Source organism: Pseudomonas sp. ArH3a (assembly GCF_022648765.1).
GTDB lineage: Bacteria > Pseudomonadota > Gammaproteobacteria > Pseudomonadales > Pseudomonadaceae > Aquipseudomonas.
The window spans coordinates 412,897-433,835 of sequence record NZ_CP080330.1; the positions used below are offsets into that span (position 1 = coordinate 412,897).

General features: G+C 61.3%; 15 protein-coding genes. 12 read left to right on the plus strand and 3 right to left on the minus strand.

The features are described from left to right. Window positions 1–215: 215 nt before the first annotated feature. From K0P33_RS01850 to K0P33_RS01900, 11 genes are all read left to right on the plus strand, one after another. Window positions 216–1,574, plus strand: a complete 1,359-nt coding sequence (locus K0P33_RS01850; RefSeq protein WP_094953072.1) for a TolC family outer membrane protein — start codon at window positions 216–218, stop codon at window positions 1,572–1,574. Window positions 1,575–1,614: 40 nt separating this feature from the next. Beyond that, the gene (locus K0P33_RS01855; protein ID WP_242153744.1) at window positions 1,615–3,771 is read left to right on the plus strand and encodes a type I secretion system permease/ATPase; all 2,157 of its coding nucleotides are present in this window, start codon (window positions 1,615–1,617) and stop codon (window positions 3,769–3,771) included. After that, window positions 3,761–5,125 (plus strand): HlyD family type I secretion periplasmic adaptor subunit, encoded by a 1,365-nt coding sequence (locus K0P33_RS01860; protein WP_094953071.1) that lies wholly within the window; start codon window positions 3,761–3,763, stop codon window positions 5,123–5,125. The genes K0P33_RS01855 and K0P33_RS01860 overlap by 11 nt, the downstream gene beginning before the upstream one ends. 214 nt (window positions 5,126–5,339) lie before the next feature. After that, on the plus strand, window positions 5,340–6,233 hold the full coding sequence (locus K0P33_RS01865; protein WP_242153746.1) for a TauD/TfdA family dioxygenase: 894 nt from the start codon (window positions 5,340–5,342) through the stop codon (window positions 6,231–6,233). A gap of 20 nt (window positions 6,234–6,253) precedes the next feature. Then, window positions 6,254–7,105: an ABC transporter ATP-binding protein gene (locus tag K0P33_RS01870; RefSeq protein ID WP_242153748.1), complete on the plus strand. Its 852-nt coding sequence runs from the start codon at window positions 6,254–6,256 to the stop codon at window positions 7,103–7,105. An 11-nt stretch (window positions 7,106–7,116) separates the two neighbouring features. Next, on the plus strand, window positions 7,117–7,965 hold the full coding sequence (locus K0P33_RS01875) for an ABC transporter permease (protein WP_094953068.1): 849 nt from the start codon (window positions 7,117–7,119) through the stop codon (window positions 7,963–7,965). 99 nt (window positions 7,966–8,064) lie between these two features. After that, entirely contained in the window at window positions 8,065–8,691 is a 627-nt protein-coding gene (locus K0P33_RS01880; RefSeq protein WP_242153750.1) for a TonB family protein, read from the plus strand. Window positions 8,692–8,755: 64 nt separating this feature from the next. Next, window positions 8,756–9,676 (plus strand): LysR family transcriptional regulator, encoded by a 921-nt coding sequence (locus K0P33_RS01885; RefSeq protein ID WP_094953066.1) that lies wholly within the window; start codon window positions 8,756–8,758, stop codon window positions 9,674–9,676. Window positions 9,677–9,908: 232 nt separating this feature from the next. Continuing rightward, complete coding sequence (locus K0P33_RS01890; RefSeq protein WP_242153752.1) at window positions 9,909–11,444, plus strand: MFS transporter; 1,536 nt, start codon at window positions 9,909–9,911, stop codon at window positions 11,442–11,444. 14 nt (window positions 11,445–11,458) lie between these two features. Beyond that, window positions 11,459–12,517: an HlyD family secretion protein gene (locus tag K0P33_RS01895; protein WP_242153755.1), complete on the plus strand. Its 1,059-nt coding sequence runs from the start codon at window positions 11,459–11,461 to the stop codon at window positions 12,515–12,517. Continuing rightward, window positions 12,514–13,965 (plus strand): efflux transporter outer membrane subunit, encoded by a 1,452-nt coding sequence (locus K0P33_RS01900; RefSeq protein WP_242153756.1) that lies wholly within the window; start codon window positions 12,514–12,516, stop codon window positions 13,963–13,965. Before K0P33_RS01895 ends, K0P33_RS01900 begins: the two co-directional genes overlap by 4 nt. Window positions 13,966–14,861: 896 nt before the next feature. Here the strand turns inward: K0P33_RS01900 and K0P33_RS01905 are convergent. From K0P33_RS01905 to K0P33_RS01915, 3 genes are all read right to left on the minus strand, one after another. Then, complete coding sequence (locus K0P33_RS01905) at window positions 14,862–15,803, minus strand: IS110 family transposase (RefSeq protein ID WP_094953916.1); 942 nt, start codon at window positions 15,801–15,803, stop codon at window positions 14,862–14,864. 443 nt (window positions 15,804–16,246) lie between these two features. After that, a complete protein-coding gene (locus K0P33_RS01910) occupies window positions 16,247–16,951 on the minus strand; it encodes a DUF3142 domain-containing protein (RefSeq protein ID WP_242153758.1) in 705 nt (234 codons plus the stop codon). Then, window positions 16,948–19,104: an outer membrane assembly lipoprotein YfiO gene (locus K0P33_RS01915; RefSeq protein ID WP_242153760.1), complete on the minus strand. Its 2,157-nt coding sequence runs from the start codon at window positions 19,102–19,104 to the stop codon at window positions 16,948–16,950. Before K0P33_RS01915 ends, K0P33_RS01910 begins: the two co-directional genes overlap by 4 nt. 193 nt (window positions 19,105–19,297) lie before the next feature. Here K0P33_RS01915 and K0P33_RS01920 point away from each other — a divergent pair, with 193 nt between their 5' ends. Further along, complete coding sequence (locus K0P33_RS01920) at window positions 19,298–20,908, plus strand: glycosyltransferase family 39 protein (RefSeq protein WP_242153762.1); 1,611 nt, start codon at window positions 19,298–19,300, stop codon at window positions 20,906–20,908. Window positions 20,909–20,939: the final 31 nt, after the last annotated feature.

A 20,939-nucleotide genomic window follows, 5' to 3' on the forward strand; every position in this document is an offset into this window, starting at 1 on the left:
ATCTAGTTTATGCCAAACTATTGACCTTCTGGTCGCCATCCTAAACAATCGCTTCCGTAATGTCACATTGATATTTATGCGGCGAACCGTCCTACATGTGTGAAGCAGTTCCGCTCTTTGAACTTTCCGACGTACGGTCATTACGGTAGCCATTATCCGACGCAGCGGTGCCAATCGCTGTGATTTAAGACAAGAAGTCCTGGGGAATTTTTTAAATGCGTCGTCACCTGTTCAAGGCAATACCGTTCGTTCTCGCCGCCAGTTTTGTACAAGCCCAAACATTGCCCCAGGCCATGCAACAGGCCCTGGATGTGCACCCGGAAATCCAAGCCGGGGTGAACAGCCGTATCGCTGCCGATTACCAATTGCGCGCCGCACAAGGTGGTTACCTGCCTCGCGTTGACCTGAACGCCGGTTACGGCCGTGAAGGCACCGACAACTCCACCACTCGCGCCGTCAACGGCCCAAACGGCAACCACTGGGACACGCTCAACCGCGGCGAGTCCAGCCTGCGCCTGCAGCAAATGATTTTTGACGGCTTCGCCACGTCCAGCGAAGTCGGCCGTCAACAAGCCAACGTCAATTCCCGTGCCTACTCCCTACTCGGCACCTCCGAGCGCACCGGGTTGACCGTCGCCCAGGTGTACCTGGATGTACTGACCCGTCGTGAGTTCGTGCGCCTGGCTGAAGAAAACCTGCGCAACCACGAACGCATTTACGACCAGATCAAGTTGCGCACCCAGCGCGGCGTCGGCAACGGTGCCGACCAGGACCAGGCCGAAGCGCGTCTGGCCCAAGCCCGCAACAACCTGATCACCGAGCAGACCAACCTCTCCGACTCGCAGGTCAACTACCTCAGCGCCGTCGGCCAGATGCCCGACCAGCTCGAGCGCCCGGCGCCGTTCATGGCCATGCTGCCGGCTGACCTGAATGAAGCGCGTCGCCAGATGCTCGACAACAGCCCGATCCTGCGTTCGGCCGAGTCGGATATCTCCGCCGCCGAAAGCCAGTACGAAGCCGCCAAATCCAGCTTCTACCCGCGCTTTGATGCCGAGCTTGGTACCAACGCCGACAACAACGTTTCCGGCGATGCCAGCCACAACAACGGCTGGGAAGCCATGGTGCGCATGCGCTTCAACCTGTTTGCCGGTGGCAGCAACAAGGCTGACCTGCAATCCAAGTCGTACCAGGCAAGCCAGGCACTGGACATCCGCAACAACGCTTTGCGCCAGCTCAACGAAGAACTGGGCTTGGCCTGGAACGCCTTGAACAACGCGAATTCGCAGTTGCCGGTGGCCCAGCAGTATGTGGATCACAGCACCCGTGTGCGTACCTCCTATCAGCAGCAGTTTAGTCTGGGTCAGCGAACCCTGCTGGATTTGCTCGACAGCGAGAACGAATTGTTCACCGCTTCGCGTCGTTTGGAAGAGATCAAGAACATTCAGTTATTTACTCAATATCGAATCAAGGCGACCATGGGTGAATTGCTCAAGAGCCAGGGAGTGGTCGCACCGATGGCCTCCGTCGTGCAGAACGACGTGAAGCCTAAAGTCCAACTGCCCGGGATGAATTGAGCTACACCTATAGCCCAATTGTTAGTCGAGAGTGCAGCGCGTGGAATCCGAAGTCGGTCGAGTTCATCTCAGTCATGATCCACGCACGCTGCACGACGACCCGTTATTAGACGGGTTGTTGGCGCTCTGTGCCCTGCATCAAAAACCGGCCAGCGCGGCCATGCTCACCACGGGCCTGCCGTTGCCCTCGCAGCGCCTGAGTGCCGAGCTGCTGCCGCGTGCAGCCGCGCGCGCCGGGCTGCAAGGCCGTGTGCTGCAACGCAAGCTGGAACAGATCCCGACGATTGCACTGCCGGCGCTGCTGTTGCTCAAAGACGGTCGCAGTGCCGTATTGGTGGGTTGGCAAGGCGAAGATGAAGCACGGATCCTGCTCAGCGAAAGCGACGGCGGTGAAGTGCTGATCAAGCGCGAGGCGTTGGCCGATGACTACATCGGCAAAGTCTTCTTTGCCCAGCCGCAGCACAAATTCGACGTCAACCACGGCACCCTGATCCCTCGGGCGCGTTCGTGGTTCCGTGACACCCTCAAGCGTTCGCGCTGGCTCTACACCGACGCCATTGCCGCCAGCTTCCTGATCAACATCATCGCGATGGCCGCGCCGTTGTTCGTGATGAACGTGTACGACCGTGTGGTGCCCAACCAGGCCACGGCGACCTTGTGGGTGCTGGCCGTGGGTATCTGCGGCGCGTACCTGTTTGACCTGATCCTCAAAAGCCTGCGCAGCCTGTGCCTGGACCTGGCCGGTAAAAAGACCGACCTGATCATTTCGGCCACGCTGTTCGAGCGCATTGTCGGCATGTCCATGAAGTACCGGCCGGCACGGGTCGGCAGCTTCGCGCAGAACATCCATGAGTTTCAGAGCCTGCGCGATTTTCTCGCCTCGCTGACCCTCACCAGCCTGATCGACCTGCCGTTTACCCTGCTGATCTTCTTGGTGATCGCCATCCTCGGCGGCCACTTGGTATGGGTGCCGGTGCTGGCGTTCCCCATTGCCCTGGGCATCGGCTACGCCCTGCAAAAACCGCTGGTGGCGACTATGGAACGAACCATGGCCCTGGCCGCCGAGCGCCAGTCGAGCCTGATCGAAACCCTCGCCGGGTTGGACGCGGTCAAGGTCAACAACGCCGAGAGCGAGCGTCAGTACGGTTGGGAACAGACCATCGGCACCCTCAGCCGCCTTGAGCTGCGCGTGAAATTGCTGTCGGGCCTGTCGATGAACATGACCCTGCTGATCCAGCAACTGGCCGGCGTGATCATGATCGTGTTCGGCGTGTACCAGATCATCGACGGCAACCTCAGCATGGGCGGCCTGATTGCCTGCTACATGCTCAGTGGCCGCGCCTTGAGCCCACTGGCCTCACTGTCGGGCCTGCTGACCCGTTACCAGCAAGCCAAGGTCACCATTACCTCGGTGGACCAGATGATGGAGCTGCCCCAAGAGCGCAATTTCGAAGAGCGCCCGATGAGCCGTCGCACCCTGCAAGGTGCCATCGAGTGCCGGGGCCTGAACTTCACCTACCCGAACCAACAGAACGCCGCGTTGAAAAACATCAACCTGGTGATCAAACCGGGCGAAAAAATCGGCATTATCGGCCGCAGTGGCTCGGGTAAAAGCTCCCTCGCCAAACTGATCGTCGGCCTTTACCAGCCCGACTCCGGCGCCTTGCTGGTGGACGGCGTGGACGTACGCCAGATCGACGTGAGCGAACTGCGCCACAACATCGGCTACGTCGCCCAAGACATCCAATTGCTGGCCGGCACCCTGCGCGACAACCTGGTCTCGGGTGCGCGTTATGTAGAAGACGAAATGGTCCTGCAAGCTGCCGAACTGGCCGGTGTGCACGAATTCGCGCGCCTGCACCCCCAAGGTTATGAGCTGCAAGTTGGCGAGCGTGGGCAGAACCTGTCCGGCGGCCAGCGGCAAAACGTCGCACTGGCGCGCGCGCTATTGCTCAACCCGCCCATCCTGCTGTTGGACGAACCCACCAGCGCCATGGACAACACCGGTGAAGAACGCTTGAAACAACGCCTGCAAGCCGTGGTGCAAAACAAGACCGTGGTGCTGGTCACCCACCGTGCCTCACTGCTCTCCCTGGTGGACCGCCTGCTGGTGGTCGACCGTGGGCAGATCCTCGCGGACGGCCCGAAAGCCGTGGTTATGGAAGCGTTGAAAAAGGGGCAGATCAGTGTTGCTTAACTCCATCAAAAGCGCGGTTGGCCGCTACTTCAAAGGCACCGACTCGTTGCAGGGCCAGCCCCTGCCTGAGGTCAACAAAGCGCTGATCGAAGATGCACCGCGGGTAATCCGCCTGACCATCTGGGCGATCATCGCGTTCTTCGTATTCCTGGTGGTGTGGGCGGGTTTCTCCAGCATCGACGAAGTCACCCGAGGCGACGGCAAGGCGATTCCGTCGTCCAAGCTGCAGAAAATCCAGAACCTGGAAGGCGGTATCGTCTCCGAGTTGTACGTCAAGGAAGGCCAGATCGTAGAGGCTGGCGCGCCGTTGATTCGCCTCGACGACACGCGGTTTGTCTCCAACGCTGGTGAAACCGAAGCCTTGCGCCTGGCCATGCAACTGCGCGTTGAGCGCTTGAGTGCGCAGGTGGATGACCGCCCGCTGAACATCCCCGATGACGTGCTCAAGGCCGCGCCGAGCCAGGCCGCCAACGAGCGCTCCTTGTATGAAAGCCGCCGCCAGCAGTTGAAAGACGAAGTCGGTGGTTTGCAGGAGCAACTGGTGCAGCGCCAACAGGAACTGCGCGAGTTCAGCTCCAAGCAAGGCCAGTACCGCAGCCAGTTGTCCCTGCAACGCCAGGAAATCAACATGTCCGAGCCGCTGGTGGCCCAGGGCGCGGTATCGCCGGTGGAAGTGCTGCGCCTCAAGCGTGCCGAAATGGAAACCCGTGGCCAGTTGGACGCCACCACCCTGGCGATTCCCCGCGCCGAATCGGCGATCAAGGAAGTGCAGCGCAAGATCGACGAAACCCGTGGCAAATTCCGCAGCGAAGCGCTGACCCAGCTCAACGAAGCCCGCACCGAACTGAACAAGGCCGAATCCACCGGTCGCGCCCTGGAAGATCGCGTCAGCCGTACGCTGGTCACCTCGCCGGTACGCGGTATCGTCAAGCAATTGCTGGTCAACACCGTCGGCGGCGTGATCCAGCCGGGCAGCGACATGGTCGAAATCGTGCCGCTCAACGACACCCTGCTGGTGGAAGCCAAGATTCGCCCGCAAGACATCGCCTTCCTGCACCCGGGGCAAGAAGCGATCGTCAAATTCACCGCCTATGACTACACCATCTATGGCGGCCTCAAGGCCAAGCTCGAACGCATCGGCGCTGACACCATCACCGATGAAGACAAGAAAACCACCTACTACATGATCACCCTGCGCACCGACCGCAGCCACTTGGGCACCGATGAGAAGCCACTGCTGATCATCCCCGGCATGGTCGCCTCGGTGGATATCATTACCGGCAAGAAAAGCATCCTGAGCTACCTGCTCAAGCCGATCATCAAGGCGCGGGCCGAGGCGTTGCACGAGCGGTAATCTCTATCGCCTGCCAGGGCCTCATCGCAGGCAAGCCAGCTCCCACATTTGAATGTGTTCACAAATCAAAATGTGGGAGCTGGCTTGCCTGCGATGGCGCCATCAGCATCACCGCAGATCCCAACCCTAATGCATATCGATATTCACTAACGGTATTTAATCGCCCGTTCTTATATCTATAAAGTCACTCCCCTGTCCGACCGGGAGTGCCTTCATGTCCGCCACCTCTACTGTTCCAACAGCGACCTCTACCGCTCAGTCCTTCGACATCCGCCCATTCCCCGGCAGCGTCGGCGCCGAGATCATCGGCCTGGATTTATCCCACCCGGTCAACGACCAGGACTTCGCACGCATCCACCGCGCGCACCTGGACCACCACGTCGTGGTATTTCGCGACCAACGCATCACCCCCGAACAACAGATCGCCTTCAGCCGCCGCTTCGGCGTGTTGCAGATCCATGTGCTCAAACAGTTCCTGCTGGCCAACCACCCGGAAATCCTGATCGTCTCCAACATCATCGAAAACGGCCAATCCATCGGCCTGGGCGATGCGGGCAAGTTCTGGCATTCGGACCTGTCCTATAAGGAACTGCCAAGCCTGGGCTCGATGCTGCACGCCCAGGAACTGCCCTCTGAAGGCGGCGACACGTTGTTCGCCGACATGCACAAAGCCTGGGACCAACTGCCCAAGCACCTGCGCAATGCCGTGGAAGGCCGCAGCGCCGCGCATTCATATACCGCGCGCTACAGCGAGACTAAATTCGAAGGCAACTGGCGCCCAACGCTGACCCCCGAACAGCTCGCCCAAGTGGCCGAAGTGGTGCACCCAATTGTGCGCACCCACCCGGAAAACGGCCGCAAAGCGCTGTTCGTCAGCGAAGGCTTTACCACCCGCATCGTCGACCTGCCGGAGGATGAAAGCCGCGACCTGCTGGCCCAGCTCTACGCCCACAGCGTGCTGGCGCACAACATCTACCGCCACCAGTGGCAGCCCCATGACCTGGTGTTCTGGGACAACCGCTCGCTGATCCACCTGGCGGCCGGTTGCCCGAGCCATCTGCGCCGCAAGCTGTTTCGCACCACCATCCAGGGCGATGCGCCTTTCTAACCCCCTGCAAGAGAGTTGAAATGAACGCGCCCCTGCAAGGCCACGCGGCCAGCAACCTGAACACCGCCGAACCGTTGCTGGCGGTGGACCATGTCAGCCTCGAATACCGCACGCCCGAGCGCGTGGTGCGGGCCACCCACCAGGTCAGTTTCGAAATCGACCCGGCCGATCGCTACGTGTTGCTCGGCCCTTCGGGCTGCGGCAAATCCACCTTGCTCAAGTCGATCGCCGGGTTTATCAAACCCTGCGAAGGCGAGATCCGCCTGCTCGGGCAAAAGGTCGAAGAGCCTGGCCCGGATCGCATCGTGGTGTTCCAGGAGTTCGACCAGCTGCCGCCGTGGAAAACCGTCAAACAGAACGTGATGTTCCCGCTGTTGGCGTCGAAAACCTTGAAGCGCCGCGAAGCCGAAGAACGCGCGCTGCACTACCTCGAAAAAGTCGGCCTCACGGCCTTCGCCGATGCCTACCCACACACCCTGTCCGGCGGCATGAAAGCCCGTGTAGCCATCGCGCGCGCGCTGGCCATGCAGCCGAAAATCCTGCTGATGGACGAACCCTTCGCCGCCCTCGACGCCCTGACCCGGCGCAAGATGCAGGAAGAATTGTTGCTGCTCTGGGAGGAGGTGCGCTTCACGCTGTTGTTCGTCACCCACTCCATCGAAGAAGCCCTGGTGGTGGGCAATCGCATCCTGTTGCTGTCGCCACACCCTGGGCGCGTGCGGGCGCAAATCCACAGCCATCAATACGACCTGCACAGCCTCGGCGGTGTGGAATTCCAGGCGTCGGCGCGGCGTATTCATCGCCTGTTGTTCGATGAAGCGCCCGAGGCCGAACGTGAGTTGGGTTTCGCCGATATCTGCATCGCTTACTGAAGGGGCCGCCCATGCGCCAGGAATTTGAAGTTAACCTCCAACCGCTGCTCAGCGTCCCCGTGGAGCGCGAACTGCCCTTGCGTCAACGTCTGTGGCAACAAGGCTGGCTGCGCAAGGGCCTGATCCTGATCGTGCTGGCGATCCTGTGGGAAGCGGTTGCCCGTTACCAGAACAACGATTTGCTGCTGCCGAGCTTTTTGCAGACGGCCCAGGCGCTGTTTGATGGCCTGCTCAGTGGCGAGCTGCTGAGCAAAGTGAGCATCTCGCTGGCGGTGCTGATCAAGGGCTACCTGATCGGCATTGTGCTGGCGTTTGCCCTGACCACGTTGGCGGTGTCGACCCAGTTGGGCCGCGACCTGCTCAGCACCCTGACCTCGATGTTCAACCCGTTGCCGGCGATTGCATTACTGCCACTGGCGCTGCTGTGGTTCGGCTTGGGGCAGAACAGCCTGATTTTCGTGCTGGTGCATTCGGTGCTGTGGGCCTTGGCGCTGAACACCTATTCCGGGTTTCTCGGCGTGTCCGAAACCCTGCGCATGGCCGGGCGCAACTACGGCCTCAAGGGTATGCGTTTTGTGCTGTTCATCCTGATCCCGGCGGCGCTGCCGTCGATCCTCGCCGGCCTCAAGATCGGCTGGGCTTTCGCCTGGCGTACGTTGATCGCCGCCGAGCTGGTGTTCGGCGCCACCAGCGGCAAGGGCGGGTTGGGTTGGTACATCTTCCAGAACCGCAACGAGCTGTACACCGACAAGGTGTTTGCCGGGTTGGCGGTGGTGATTCTGATCGGCTTGCTGGTGGAGAACCTGGTGTTCGACACCTTCGAACGGCTGACGGTGAAACGCTGGGGCATGCAGCGCTAAATAGGAATAATTGCCCTGCGGTGCTTATGAACCCGATAATGCCGACTGAGTTCGGCGCCTTGGGGGCGTCGCAATGGTCTGGTAAAGGGATTTACGAACATGCGATTTCTGGTGTTGGCGGCGGCATTATTCTGCTCATTTCAGGTGCTGGCGACCACCAGCCCTGAGGCGTTATACATGCCCAAGCCGGTGTACCCGGAGGGCATGAGCAACATTCGCGGCCACGCGCGAATCAGCCTCAACCTGCACAACGACGGCTCGGTCAGCGACGTGAAGGTGCTCAACGCCACCCATCCGGCTTTTGCCGATGCCGCTATCAACGCCGCCAAGTTGTGGCGCTTCAAACCGTGGACGCCCTCTGCCGATATGCCTGCGATCATCGACGCCAACAACGACATGATCTTTGCACCGCAGAACGACATCACCATCCCGTTTCAAAAACCGGTCACCGCCGTGGTATCGCAAACCTGCAATGCACTCAACGATGAGGTCGCGCAATGGCGCCGCGATCAGCCCAGCCGCCCGCTCAGTGCAATGCGCAGTTTCGCGCTGGTGCATGCCTACATGGTATTGCCGGTACTGAGCGGCAGCATTGAATACCCCGCCAGCTTGTCGGCCACGGACGATTTCGATAACGCTTTGCCGGAGATCGTGCGCAAGTGCCGCAGCCAACCTAAGGGGCGCTTCATCGATCACCTTCCCGAAACCGTGCGCGTACGCCTGTAACCCCGACGCTCAAGCCTGCTACGATTGCACGCAATACACTCCCCACTGACCACGAGTGCTTGGCATGCAACTTCCGGACATGAACCTGTTGGTCGCCCTCGACGCCTTGCTCGACGAGGGCAGCGTGGTCGGCGCCGCGCGGCGCATGAACCTCAGCCCGGCGGCCATGAGCCGCACCCTCACACGCATTCGCGAGGCGGTGGGCGATCCGATCCTGGTGCGCGCCGGTCGCGGCCTGGTGCCGACGCCCAAGGCCCTGCAGCTGCAAGGCCAGGTGCGCAGTGTGGTGGAGCAGGCGGCGTTGTTGTTTCGCTCGGCGGATCAGGTTGACCTGAGCACCTTGCGCCGGCGTTTCAGCGTGCGTGCCAATGACTTCTTTATCGGTGTGTATGGCGGTCGCCTGTTCGACACCATGGAACGCGTGGCACCGCTGTGCGAGCTGTGCTTCGTGCCCGAAGGCGACACCGACGACGAGGCGCTGCGCGAAGGGCGGCTGGACCTGCGAGTAAGCAACACCATGCCCTCCAGCCCCGAAGTGAAGGTGCAGAACCTGTTCTCCACCACCTTTGTCGGCCTGGCGCGGCAAGATCACCCGTTGTTCGACGAAGAAATCACCGCCGCACGTTTTGCCAGCTATTCCCACATCAGCATTTCGCGGCGCGGCATCGCTCGCGGGCCGATCGACACCGCGTTGAATGCCCAGGGCCTGGAGCGCCGCGTGGCGATGATCGCCCCAGGCTTCCATGGCGCGATGTTCATGCTGACCGACTCCGACCTGCTGCTGCCGGTGCCCAAGGAAGCCCTCTTGAGCGCCACCCGCCTGAACCTGCCACTGCGCTCATTCCCGCTGCCGATTTCCCTGCCGACCCTGGTGCTCGCGCAATCCTGGCACCCACGTTTCGACAAAGACCCGGCCCACAAATGGCTGCGCGAAACCATGCGCGAGAGCTGCCATGCCACCTGGCTGGAAGCCCAGCCCACCTGAATCTCAGGTGCACTCGATCAAAATGTGGGAGCTGGCTTGCCTGCGATAGCATCACCGCACTTTTGCAGGCAGACCGAATTGTTTGCATCGCTGGCAAGCCCGGCGCCCACAGGATCAAGCTACGGCCAACAGTTGCGTCTGACGCACTTATAACCTGCCGACAAGTAACTTTTTTGTCATGTGTGTGCCTGATTAAACTGCTCGGGTATTTCTAATCCCGAGTTACTTGTTCATGACATCCCTCGCTGCCCCCGCTCTCCAGGCTGCAGCCAAACCCACTGCGCTCAACCCGCCCGTGTTCGGCCCACGCATCATCATCGGCCTGGTCGGCGTGCTGTTGGCGGTGCTGGTGTCCGGCCTCAATGAGATGGTCACCAAGGTGGCCCTCGCGGATATCCGTGGTGCGCTGTACATCGGCTTTGACGAAGGCACCTGGCTGGTCGCCGCCTACACCGCGACCTCGGTGGCGGCCATGGCGTTTGCGCCGTGGTGCTCGGTGACGTTTTCCCTGCGCCGCTTCACGCTGTGCGCCATCGGCCTGTTCACGGTGCTGGGCATCCTGTGCCCGTTTGCGCCGAACTACGAGACCCTGCTGCTGCTGCGCACCGTGCAAGGCCTGGCCGGTGGCGCGTTGCCGCCGATGTTGATGACCGTGGCGCTGCGCTTCCTGCCGGCCAACGTCAAACTGTACGGCCTGGCCGGCTACGCGCTCACCGCCACCTTCGGCCCAAGCCTGGGCACGCCGTTGGCTGCGCTGTGGACCGAATACGTCGGCTGGCAGTGGGCGTTCTGGCAAATCGTTGCGCCGTGCCTGCTGGCGATGGCTGCCGTGGCCTACGGCTTACCGCAGGATCCGCTGCGCCTGGAGCGCTTCAAGCAGTTCAACTGGCGCGGCCTGCTGCTGGGCTTCCCGGCAATCTGCATGCTGGTGATCGGCCTGTTGCAGGGCAATCGCCTGGACTGGTTCGAGTCCGGCCTGATCACCTTCCTGTTGAGCGCGGGCACGCTGTTGCTGGTGCTGTTTCTGGTGAATGAATGGTCGCAGCCGATTCCGTTCTTCAAGTTGCAGATGCTCGGCCTGCGCAACCTGGCCTTTGCCTTGATCGTGCTGGCGGGCGTGCTGATGGTGCTGACCTCAGTGATCATCATCCCCTCGAGCTTCCTCGCCCAGGTCCAGGGTTACCGGCCGCTGCAAACCGCGCCAGTGATGCTGCTGATGGCGTTGCCGCAGTTGATCGCGCTGCCGCTGGTGGCGGCGCTGTGCAACCTGCGCTGGGTCGATTGCCGGTGGGTACTGGGGATCGGGTTGAGCATGCTGGTGCTGTGTTGCATTGGCAGCGCGCACCTGACCTCGGAGTGGATTCGCGACGACTTCTATGGCCTGTACCTGCTGCAAATCTTCGGGCAACCCATGGCGGTGTTGCCGCTGCTGATGCTGTCCACCGGCAGCATCCAACCGATAGATGGGCCGTTCGCCTCGGCTTGGTTCAACACCGTCAAAGGCCTTGCGGCGGTGGTCGCCACCGCCGTGATTGATGTGCTGACCACCCAGCGCCTGCACTTTCACTCAACCATGCTGGTGGACCGACTGGGCAACTCGCCCCTGGCCGACGGCGACGCGCCGGGCCTGGCGCACCGGCTGCATGAGCAGGCCGTGGTGCTGACCTCTTCGGACCTTTATTACGTCATGGCGGGTGTCGCAGTGGCGTTGATCCTGCTGATTTTCTGGATGCCCACGCGGATTTTTCCGCCGCGCGCACCGACCTAGCACAAGGAATTTTCATGAAACGCAAAGACAAAATTGCCGTCTCCGTTATCGCCGTGTTTGCCGTCGGCGTGCTGGTGTACCTGGTCGCGCCCGGCCTGTTGGGCAGCAAGCGCCAGACCACCAACGACGCCTTCGTCGCCGCCGACTTCACCCTGGTGGCGCCGCGCGTAGCCGGTTTTATCAAGGAAGTGCTGGTAGAAGACAACCAGCGGGTCAAGGCTGGCCAACTGTTGGCGCTGATCGACGACCGCGACTTTCGCGCCGCCGCGCAGGCTGCCGACGCCGACACGCTTGTCGCCCAAGCCCAACTGAAAAACGCCACCGCGACCCTTGAGCGCCAGAGCTCGGTGATCGCCCAGGCCCAGGCCACCGTGGCGGCAGACCGCGCCGAAGTGGCCTTCGCCGAGCACGAACTGAACCGCTACAACCACCTCGCCGGTGTGGGCGCGGGCACCGTACAGAACGCCCAGCAGGCCAAGACCCGCATCGACCAGGCCACCGCACGCCTGGCCAATGCCACGGCGGTGCTGGCGGCCGAGCGCAAGCAGGTGGAGATCCTCACCGCCCAGCGCGATGCCGCCGAAGGTGGGCTCAAGCGCGCCCAGGCGGCGTTGGAAATGGCCAGCTATCAGCTGTCCTACACGCGCATTGTGGCGCCGGTGGATGGCATGGTCGGTGAACGCGCGGTGCGCGTCGGTGCGTATGTGACGCCGGGCAGCAAGATCCTCGCCGTGGTGCCGTTGGCCGAGGCTTATGTGGTGGCCAACTTTCAGGAAACCCAACTGTGGCATATGCACGCCGGCCAAGCCGTGCAGGTGCGCGTCGACAGCCTCGACGGCGAACTGCTCAAGGGCCACCTGGAAAGCCTCGCGCCGGCTACCGGGGTGACCTTTGCGTCGGTCAAACCCGACAACGCCACCGGTAACTTCACCAAGGTGGTGCAACGCATCCCAGTGAAAATCGTGCTCGAACCCAATCAGCCACTGACCGAGCGCCTGCGTGTCGGCATGTCGGTGGAAGCCAGCGTCGACACCCAATCAGTCGCGCAGCCGCGTGAGGTGGCCCAGCAATGAAGCCGTTTGCCTGGCTCACCTTGAGCCTGATCAGCCTGAGCGCCTGCACCGTCGGCCCGGATTTCCAGCGGCCACAAAGCCCGCAAGTCACCCAATGGAGCGAGCCCCAGGGCCGGCAGGCTGCCAGCCGCGCCGTCACCGATCCTTTGCAAGAGCGTTGGTGGGACGTGTTTCACGACGAACAGCTCTCGGCCCTCACACGCCGCGCCCTTACCGACAACCTTGACCTGAAACTGGCCAGCAGCCGCTTGCAACAAAGCCGTGCCGTGCGCCAGGTGACCACCGCCGAGCGCTATCCCAATGTCGATGCCACGGGGGCTTACCAGCGCAAACGCAATAGCGGCAAAGGCTTGAGCGACCCCTCCGGCGAGAACGGCCGTTCGGCGTTCAACCAGTGGGACATGGGCTTCTCCGCCGCCTGGGAGCTGGACCTCTGGGGCCGGGTCAAACGCGAAACCGAAGCCGCTGACGCCACCCTGCAAGTCGCCGAAAACGACCGCCGCGCCGTGCTGCTGTCGGTGCTTGCCGAGACCGCCCAGGACTACATCCAACTGCGCGGTGTGCAGAACACCCGCGCCGTCACCGAGCAAAACCTCGATGTTGCGCGCCACAGCCTCAAGCTCTCGCAACTGCGCCTGGCCGACGGCGTAGCGACTGACCTGGACGTGGCCGAAGCCGCCGCCCAAGTAGCCGCCATCGAAGCACGGCTGCCGGATTTGCAGCAGCGCCAGGACCAACTGATCAACGCCCTGAGCCTGTTGATGGGCGAGCCGCCGCAAGCGCTGCATGCGCAATTGTCCAAGGATGCTGCCGTGCCGCAAACCCAACGCCAGGTCGCCATTGGCCTGCCGTCGGAACTTGCCGAACGCCGCCCAGACATCCGCCAGGCCGAGGCGCGCCTGCACGCCGCAACCGCCACTATCGGCGTGGCCAAGGGGGATTTCTACCCGCGTATCACCTTGTCCGGCAGCCTCGGTTCACAGGCCATGCAACTGTCGGATTTCGGCTCGTGGGGCTCGCGCGCGTTTGCCTTCGGCCCACAGTTCAGCCTGCCGCTGTTCAATGGCGGCCGGCTGCAAGGCGTGTTGAACCTGCGTGAAGCGCAGCAACAGGAAGCCGCGCTCGCCTACCAGCAAACCGTGCTGCGCGCCTGGCATGAGATCGACGACCAACTGACCCGCTACAACGCCAGCCAACTGCGCCGCGACAGCCTTGCCGAAGCGGTGCGCCAAAACCAGATCGCCTTGAGCACCGCGCAACAGCAGTACGTCGAAGGCGTGGTGGATTTTGTCAACGTGCTGACCGTGCAAAGTGCGCTATTGGCAACGCAGGAGCAGTGGGTGGAAAGCTCCACCGGTGTGTCATTGGCCATGGTCGGGTTGTACAAGGCGTTGGGTGGCGGTTGGCAATCCGTCTATCCTGAAACAGCCTCCCTTCCTGCAGGCTGAATACAACGCCATGTGGGAGCGGGCTTGCCCGCGATGAGCATAGGTATCTACACATCTTTTTGTGGGTTGAGTTCTTTGGTTGCCGCGGGGGCGCTGGGTACATATCCGTTATTTGGGTAACGGCTGCTATGGGTTCCGCCCTTACGGCGGGTCACTTTTGGAAAAGAGCCCCAAAAGTAACCAAAAGGGCTCTTGCCCCACCACTCGGCACCTCGCTTAGGCTCGGTGTGCCCTCACTCCGGCTTTGGAGCGGGGGCCGCCGCCATGGGCCATCCTTGGCCCATCGCGGCTAAACCGGCGTCCTGCCGGTTTACCCCCGCTCCAAAGCCTGCGTTCGGCCAGCGTGGTTTAACGGGGCGCCTCAGATCAAGATCAAGATCAAGATCAAAAGCAAGAGCACGGCGGCCTAGTAGCCGACCTGAGTGGTTAAATCAAAAGCGAAGCCAAGGCGGCCTGACAGCCGACCTGATATTTGAAACTGAACTCAATCTAATGTGGGAGCTGGCTTGCCTGCGATGGCATCGGCTGGTTATGCCTGACACACCGAGGTGCTTGCATCGCAGGCAAGCCAGCTCCCACAGAAAAGCAGAGCACTGCGGTGCTGGCAGCCAAGCCCGCTCCCACAGTTGGATCTCGGTACATCAGACGGAGAGTGTGCTGCTGTGCCTTTGCCCTGCTTTTGCTTCTACCACTCAGGTCGGCTACTAGGCCGCCGTGCTCTTGCTTTTGATCTTGATCTTGATCTTGATCTGAGGCGCCCCGTTAACCACGATGGCCGAACGCAGGCTTGAATCCGTGGGTAACCCGGCAGGACGCCGGGTTAGCCGCGATGGGCCAAGGATGGCCCATGGCGGCGGCCCACGGATTCAAGCCGGAGTGAGCAACCGTGTCGAAATTCAAGCCATTTCAGCGAAATGCTTTTGATCGCGCACCATCGCATTCAAGATCGTCAGCAGCTTTCTCATGCATGCAACCAGCGCTACTTTCTTCGTCTTTCCTGCAGCAAGCAGATGGTTGTAGAACCTCTCGATCACCGGGTTATGGCTCTTCGAGGACAAGACGGCCATGTAAAGCACACTTCGAACCTCAGCTCGACCACCCCATATCCGTCTACGCCCTTTGTAGAGGCCGCTATCGCAGTTAAAAGGCGCCACACCAACCAAGGCAGCCACTTGTTTGCGATTAACCTTGCCCAGCTCCGGAACCATCGCCAGCAGCGAAAGTGCGAGCACGTTGCCAACACCAGCGACCTCGCGTAGCAAATCATAATTGGCCTTCCAGACCGGGGAAGCCTTGATGGCTTCGTGCAAGTCATCGTCTGTGCTTTTAAGCCGCTTTTGAAGCCAGGTGATATGTGCCTTGATGTCTCTTCGAAGTGCCTTGAATACCGCCTGCTTCAGCCGAGACTCCTCCGCCACGATCATGTCGATGAGTTGGCGGCGTCGAGTGAGTAGATCTGCCAGCTCACGAGTGTGTTCATCTGGCATCTCTCGAATCTCGGGTTTGACCGCCTGGGCAAACTCCGCAATCACCTGGGCATCCAGAGCATCGGTTTTAGCCAACCGACCGGTAGCTTTGGCGAAATCACGCACCTGGCGGGGGTTGACGACAACGACTGGCAGTCCCGCAGCGCAAAGCTCCGCAGCCGCAAGCCGCTCATATCCCCCAGTTGCTTCCAACACCACCAAAACCGGCTCCTGAGCCTTGAGATGTTTAGCTAAACGCTGGATATCTTCTTGAGTATTGAAAAACTGTTCGACTTGGCCAGTGGTGCTGACAAATGAGTCGAGCTTGTTTTTGGAAACATCAATTCCGACAAACGCAGAGTCATGGTCCATGGTGTTTTCCTCACGTCCAACCTTGCAGAATCGGGCTTCGCGCCCTGGCAACCGTTCGGACTAGTTTAGGAAGGAATCTGCTTCGACCCACGCTCACTCACGATCTCGAAATCCGAGGGCATAACGGTCTGAAGCAGATGAAAATCATCTTACAAGGGCATGCCGAGCCTAGGCGAGGCACCGAGTGGTGGGGCAAGAGCCCTTTTGGTTACTTTTGGGGCTCTTTTCCAAAAGTGACCCGCCGTAAGGGCGGAACCCTAAGCAGCCGTTACCGCAGCAACGGATATGTACTCACATCTACCTAAAAACCCCGCCAAAAACTTAGCGCAACACAAAAAGTTGCGTAGATGCCCATGCCGCGATGAGGACGTATCATTCAACACCACGTTGACTGAACTGACGCTATCGCGGGCAAGCCCGCTCCCACAGGGGATATTGCGTGATTACGGGTTCTGCAAAAACACCACATACCCCCGAAACCACTCACTCCCCTTCAAATACCCCGGTTCCTCCCACACGCCACCCTGAATCAACCCGAACTTGAACGGCAGCCCCAGCCGGTTCATCCGTGGCAGATACGCCGCGTAATCTGGGATGCTGTGGCGCCCTTGGTACGTCTGCACCACCACTTCATCCACCACGCCTTTGAGCTGGGCGATGGCGGTTGGGTCGGCGTTGCTGCTCCAGTCCATCAGGCCGGTGATGCTCAGGCGAAGGTCAGTCGGCAAGCGTTGGCGCAGGTCGCGCAGGAAGTCGGCGTATTCGTGCAGGTACTGGGTGCGAGCGTCGAAGTCGATCTGGATGCCGACCACTGGGTTGCCGGCGTCGCGCCAGCGTTGCACTTGGCCGAGCAATTGGCTGTAGACCTGCTCCGGCCAGTGCAGGGTGTGGGCGCGGTAGACCACCCAAACTTCACCCTGGGTAATGCGCGGTACGCTGATGCCTTGGGCGATGAACTGCACGCCGCGCTGAGGGGCGCGGCGGGTGGAGTTGATCTGGCCCTGGAGGATGTACAGGGTTTTCGCCTGCTTGAGCACCGGCTGCGGTGTGACGCCACTCCACAGCCAGAAGGCGTCGTAGTCGCGGGCGTCAACCGCAGCAAAGGCCGGGCTTGCCAGCAACAGCAAGCCTAGCCACAGGTGTTTCACCAGTAGTACTTCAGTGACTCGGCCCACTCGGTGTCGGCAAACCCGGTTTTCAGCTGGCGGAACCAGCCTTTGCGTACGGATTTATCCACATCCTCACCGCCGCAGTTGTTATAGCCGGACCGCGCATAGCAGTTGATCGCGCGAAACAGTGCGTAGGCCTTGTCGTTATGCGCAGCCTTGGGGTTGGCGATGACCTGGCGGTAACCGTCGAGCCGCGAAAAGGCTTCGCCTTTGAACAGCGAGGCAGTGCTGCCCAGGCTGCCGGCGGCGCGCGCCTGGTCCAGCGGCATGCCGTCCAGATGGTTGCTGAGGATGAACTCACCCAGGCAGTTCAGGCCCTTGGGGTTTTTCGGATCGGCCTGCAGAGTGCTGGCGATTTGCGCAATGCTCGGGCAGGCGTAGCCGGATTCGGCTTTGTCGCCGTTCCATTGGAACAGCTTCAGCGAGTAGCCATCGCTGTAGACGTAACCCAGGCTGGTGCCGAGTTTGTCCTCTGGCGCCGAGGCTGGCAGTTGCTTGAGGTCTTCGGCGAAGGTGGCGTATTGGCCGCGCAGCAGGTCTTTGTAGAGCAGCACAAATTGGGCGGTTTCGCGTTCGGCCGGGTCGCTGGCCTGGGTGATCTGCTGACGCAGCAGTTCCTGGCCTGCGATGTTGCGCAGCAAGATATAGCGCACCTGTTTAGCGCTGATCGGCGAGTCGCTCGCGAACACTTTGGCCAGTTGGCCGCTGCGCTCGTAATTCATCGCCAGGGCCAGCTCCAACTGGTCGCGCTGCAAGGGTTGCTTGGCCAGTGGCAAGAGTTTCAACCACAGCGCTTCGGCGCTGTTCCAGTCTTGCTTGGCTTCCAAGGCGAGGCCGCGCAGGGTCTGCTGGCTGAAGGCGAAGTAGTTCAGGCTCGCAGGCACGTCCTGAGGCAGCAGTTTCAAGGCGTGGTCGGGTTGATGCTCGACGTACAGGGCAAAGGCGGCTTGCACGTAGTCGTACAGCGCCGGTTCCTGGGCGAACACCGCCTTCTGCTCGGTCAAGGCCTCGCGGGTCAGTTTGGGCGGGTTGCCGGCGCGCATCCACATCAAGTCATTGAGCGCCAGCATCAGTGGGTTGGCCGCAGGTGTTTGGGTAGCGCTCAGCAGTTTGTTGTCGGTTTCCTGCACCAGGTCATCCAGCGACACGTTGCGCGGCTCAGCGCTCAATTGCGCAGCCAGCGCGTTCGCCAGCTTGTCGGTATCGCCCGCCAGCCAATGCACGCGGCGCAACAGGCCTTGGGCGGAGGCGGCGTATTCGCCCTGTGGGTAAGTTTTCAGGTACAGGTTGAAGCTGGTTTCGCTATTGGCCAACACCGACTTATCCACACGCTCCAACTGCGGCATGCCGTATTCATCGAAGGCGTTTTCCTGGGCTTGGTTCAGCTCGGTACGGGCGATCATGTACAGCGCCGTTTCCTTGACCCACGGCAGGCTGCCGGCGGCGGCCGCGACAAAGCCGCGTTGCGCGTCGCCGAACCGGCCGCTGTAGAAATCGCCGGCGGCTTGAAGGTAGGTGCGCAGCTCGCGGCCTGGGGCTGACTGGATTTGCTCCGGGTCGCCCAGGCTTGCGCCTTCCCAGGTACAGGCGCCAAGCAGGTGCAGGCGGCCCGCGATCAGTAAGCGGCGTTCCGGCTCGGGCAGGTCGGCCTTGATTACCTGGCTGACGAACGCCGTAGCGCTGCTGTCGTCGTTGCTGCGGCAGCGGCTGCCTTCGCCGCTCAGGAAGGTATCACCCGCAGCTTTGTCGCTTTCACGCGCGATACCCTGCGAGGCCAACAGCTCATCGAGCTTGTTGGGCGCAGGCGTCGCCTCGGGTTTTTCGGCGCTGGCATCGGTCATCGGTGTGAGGCGATACACCGGGAACGGCACCGGGCCGAAGCCTTCTTCCAGATCCGTTTCACCCAGCGCATTCGGCGTCAGGGGCGCCACCTGCTTGTCGGCCAGCAACAGGCGCAGGTTGACCCGGCTGTCATTGCCCGGGCTCAGAAAGGGCAGGTTGCTGCACCCTTCGAGGCTGTCGCGCGATACCCGCCAGTCGGGGTAGCACGAGTCATCGCCACTGGCTTGGGCCTGGAAGGAAAGGCCGGCGAGCAGCGCCAGGGCCAGGGGAGACAGAAAACCGATACGCATGACGTGTCCTTGATCCTTAGTCCTTTGAGGGGCCAATCATAGCGTGATCCGACAAGTGCATCGGTGAAGGCCTACACAAATCGCTGATTTGTCCGATTCCAGCAGCGAATAATGGGCTTTTGTCCTAGAGTGGCGGTCATTCACGCATGGGGCTTGTTTGCCGGCCTTAAAAGGCAAGGGTAGGGGAATTGAGGTGCGACGGTCTGTGGTAGAGCAAGATGAAAAGATTGCGGCAATGCCCGCATTCAATCGCCTCACCGGTGCCTGGGAAGGCACCGGTTGGGTCAGTCGCCTGTGGTGGGTGCCGATCCTGGCACTGGCCATGGCCCTGCGTTTTTACAGCCTGACGGCGGCGGCGATCTGGGGCGACGAAGGCTCCAGCCTGTTGCTCAGTGAATACGCCGTGGACGACCTGTGGTTTCACGCCGCCCATGATGTGCACCCACCGTTGTACTTTTTCATGCTGCGCGGCTGGATCGAGCTGTTCGGCGACAGCATCTGGTCGATTCGTGGCATGAGCGCGATCCCCGGTGTGGTCGCCGTGGGCCTGGGCACCTGGCTGACGCGCGCGCTGTCCACCCGGCGTGCGGCCGTGCTGGCGGGTGTGTTGCTGGCGCTGCTGCCGACAGCGGTGCGCTATAGCCAGGAAGTACGCATGTACTCACTGCTGGGTGTGTGGCTGCTGGCCGCCACGTTGGCGCTGGTGTACTGGGTGCGTCAGCCCGAGCGCACGCGTTATCTGGTGGCGTATGCCGTGCTGATGAGTGCCGGGTTTTACACCCATTACTTCACCGCCCTGTGTGTGCTGGTGCATTGGGCTTACCTGGGTGTGCTGTACCGCGCGCAACCAGGAGGCCAGCGCCTGCTCGGGCGGCCTGCGTGGTGGGCGGCCAACGCCGCGATTGTGTTGGTGTACCTGCCTTGGTTGCCGAACTTGTGGGGCCTGGTGCAACACGTCGAACAGCTCAAGGTGGGCGGTGATATTGGCTGGGAGGAACCGGTTAATCTGCTCTCCATGCCGTCGATGATCTGGCAATTTGTGGCGCAGGACGAGGGTATTGGCTTCTGGCCGCCGCTGTTTTGGCTGTTCCCGCTGCTGCTCGTTGCGATCGTGCTGGTGACTGCCTGGCGAGACCGCGAGGGTTATCGGCCGGCCACCTTGCTGGCGCTGTTTTTCCTGCTGCCGTTGCTGTTGGTGTACGGGGTGTCCTTTATTTCCCCGGTGTTTATCGAACGTTACCTCACTGTCTACGCGTTGGGTTTGCCTATCCTTGTGGCACTCGCCATCGACCGCTTACCGGCGCGCCTGTCTTGGTTGGGCGCGGCCTTTCTTGTGTTGTTCGTGGGGGTGGAACTGGTGGGGTTGAAGAACAATTTCACTGTCGATGAACATGACCAGTTCAACGTCCCCGTGGAGTTCGTCAATCGCAACTACCAGGAGGACGACCGCATCGTTCTGAGTGACATGCTGTGGTACCTCAGCTATGTGTATTACGACCAGACCGACGCCCAATTGCAGCTCTACACACCGCCCAAACCCGACGGCACGCCGACCCGGCCGAACGCCTACGGCTTCGGTACGCTGGTGGACCAGGATGGTGGGCGCATCTACCTCGACCGTTTGTCGGCATTGCCCGCCGATACCCGCCGCGTGTGGCTGATCAGCAGCAACGAAGCGCCGGATGATTTCGCACCACTGCCCGATGGCTGGCGCGAGCTGAGCCGTCAGGACGGCGGCGGTGCCAGGGCGCGGCTGTTCGTGCTGTGCAACGTACCGCAGCCGCAACCCGAAGGTTGCCGCTAGACTCAGTTAACACTTCTTTATCTGGAGCTTG

What these genes read in the sequence shown, in the direction of transcription:
- K0P33_RS01900 (WP_242153756.1), top strand. Translation starts at nt 12,514, where the DNA reads ATGAAGCCGTTTGCCTGGCTCACCTTGAGCCTGATCAGCCTGAGCGCC.
- K0P33_RS01870 (WP_242153748.1), top strand. Translation starts at nt 6,254, where the DNA reads ATGAACGCGCCCCTGCAAGGCCACGCGGCCAGCAACCTGAACACCGCC.
- K0P33_RS01895 (WP_242153755.1), top strand. Translation starts at nt 11,459, where the DNA reads ATGAAACGCAAAGACAAAATTGCCGTCTCCGTTATCGCCGTGTTTGCC.
- K0P33_RS01915 (WP_242153760.1), bottom strand. Translation starts at nt 19,104, where the DNA reads ATGCGTATCGGTTTTCTGTCTCCCCTGGCCCTGGCGCTGCTCGCCGGC.
- K0P33_RS01865 (WP_242153746.1), top strand. Translation starts at nt 5,340, where the DNA reads ATGTCCGCCACCTCTACTGTTCCAACAGCGACCTCTACCGCTCAGTCC.
- K0P33_RS01850 (WP_094953072.1), top strand. Translation starts at nt 216, where the DNA reads ATGCGTCGTCACCTGTTCAAGGCAATACCGTTCGTTCTCGCCGCCAGT.
- K0P33_RS01890 (WP_242153752.1), top strand. Translation starts at nt 9,909, where the DNA reads ATGACATCCCTCGCTGCCCCCGCTCTCCAGGCTGCAGCCAAACCCACT.
- K0P33_RS01885 (WP_094953066.1), top strand. Translation starts at nt 8,756, where the DNA reads ATGCAACTTCCGGACATGAACCTGTTGGTCGCCCTCGACGCCTTGCTC.
- K0P33_RS01905 (WP_094953916.1), bottom strand. Translation starts at nt 15,803, where the DNA reads ATGGACCATGACTCTGCGTTTGTCGGAATTGATGTTTCCAAAAACAAG.
- K0P33_RS01875 (WP_094953068.1), top strand. Translation starts at nt 7,117, where the DNA reads ATGCGCCAGGAATTTGAAGTTAACCTCCAACCGCTGCTCAGCGTCCCC.
- K0P33_RS01880 (WP_242153750.1), top strand. Translation starts at nt 8,065, where the DNA reads ATGCGATTTCTGGTGTTGGCGGCGGCATTATTCTGCTCATTTCAGGTG.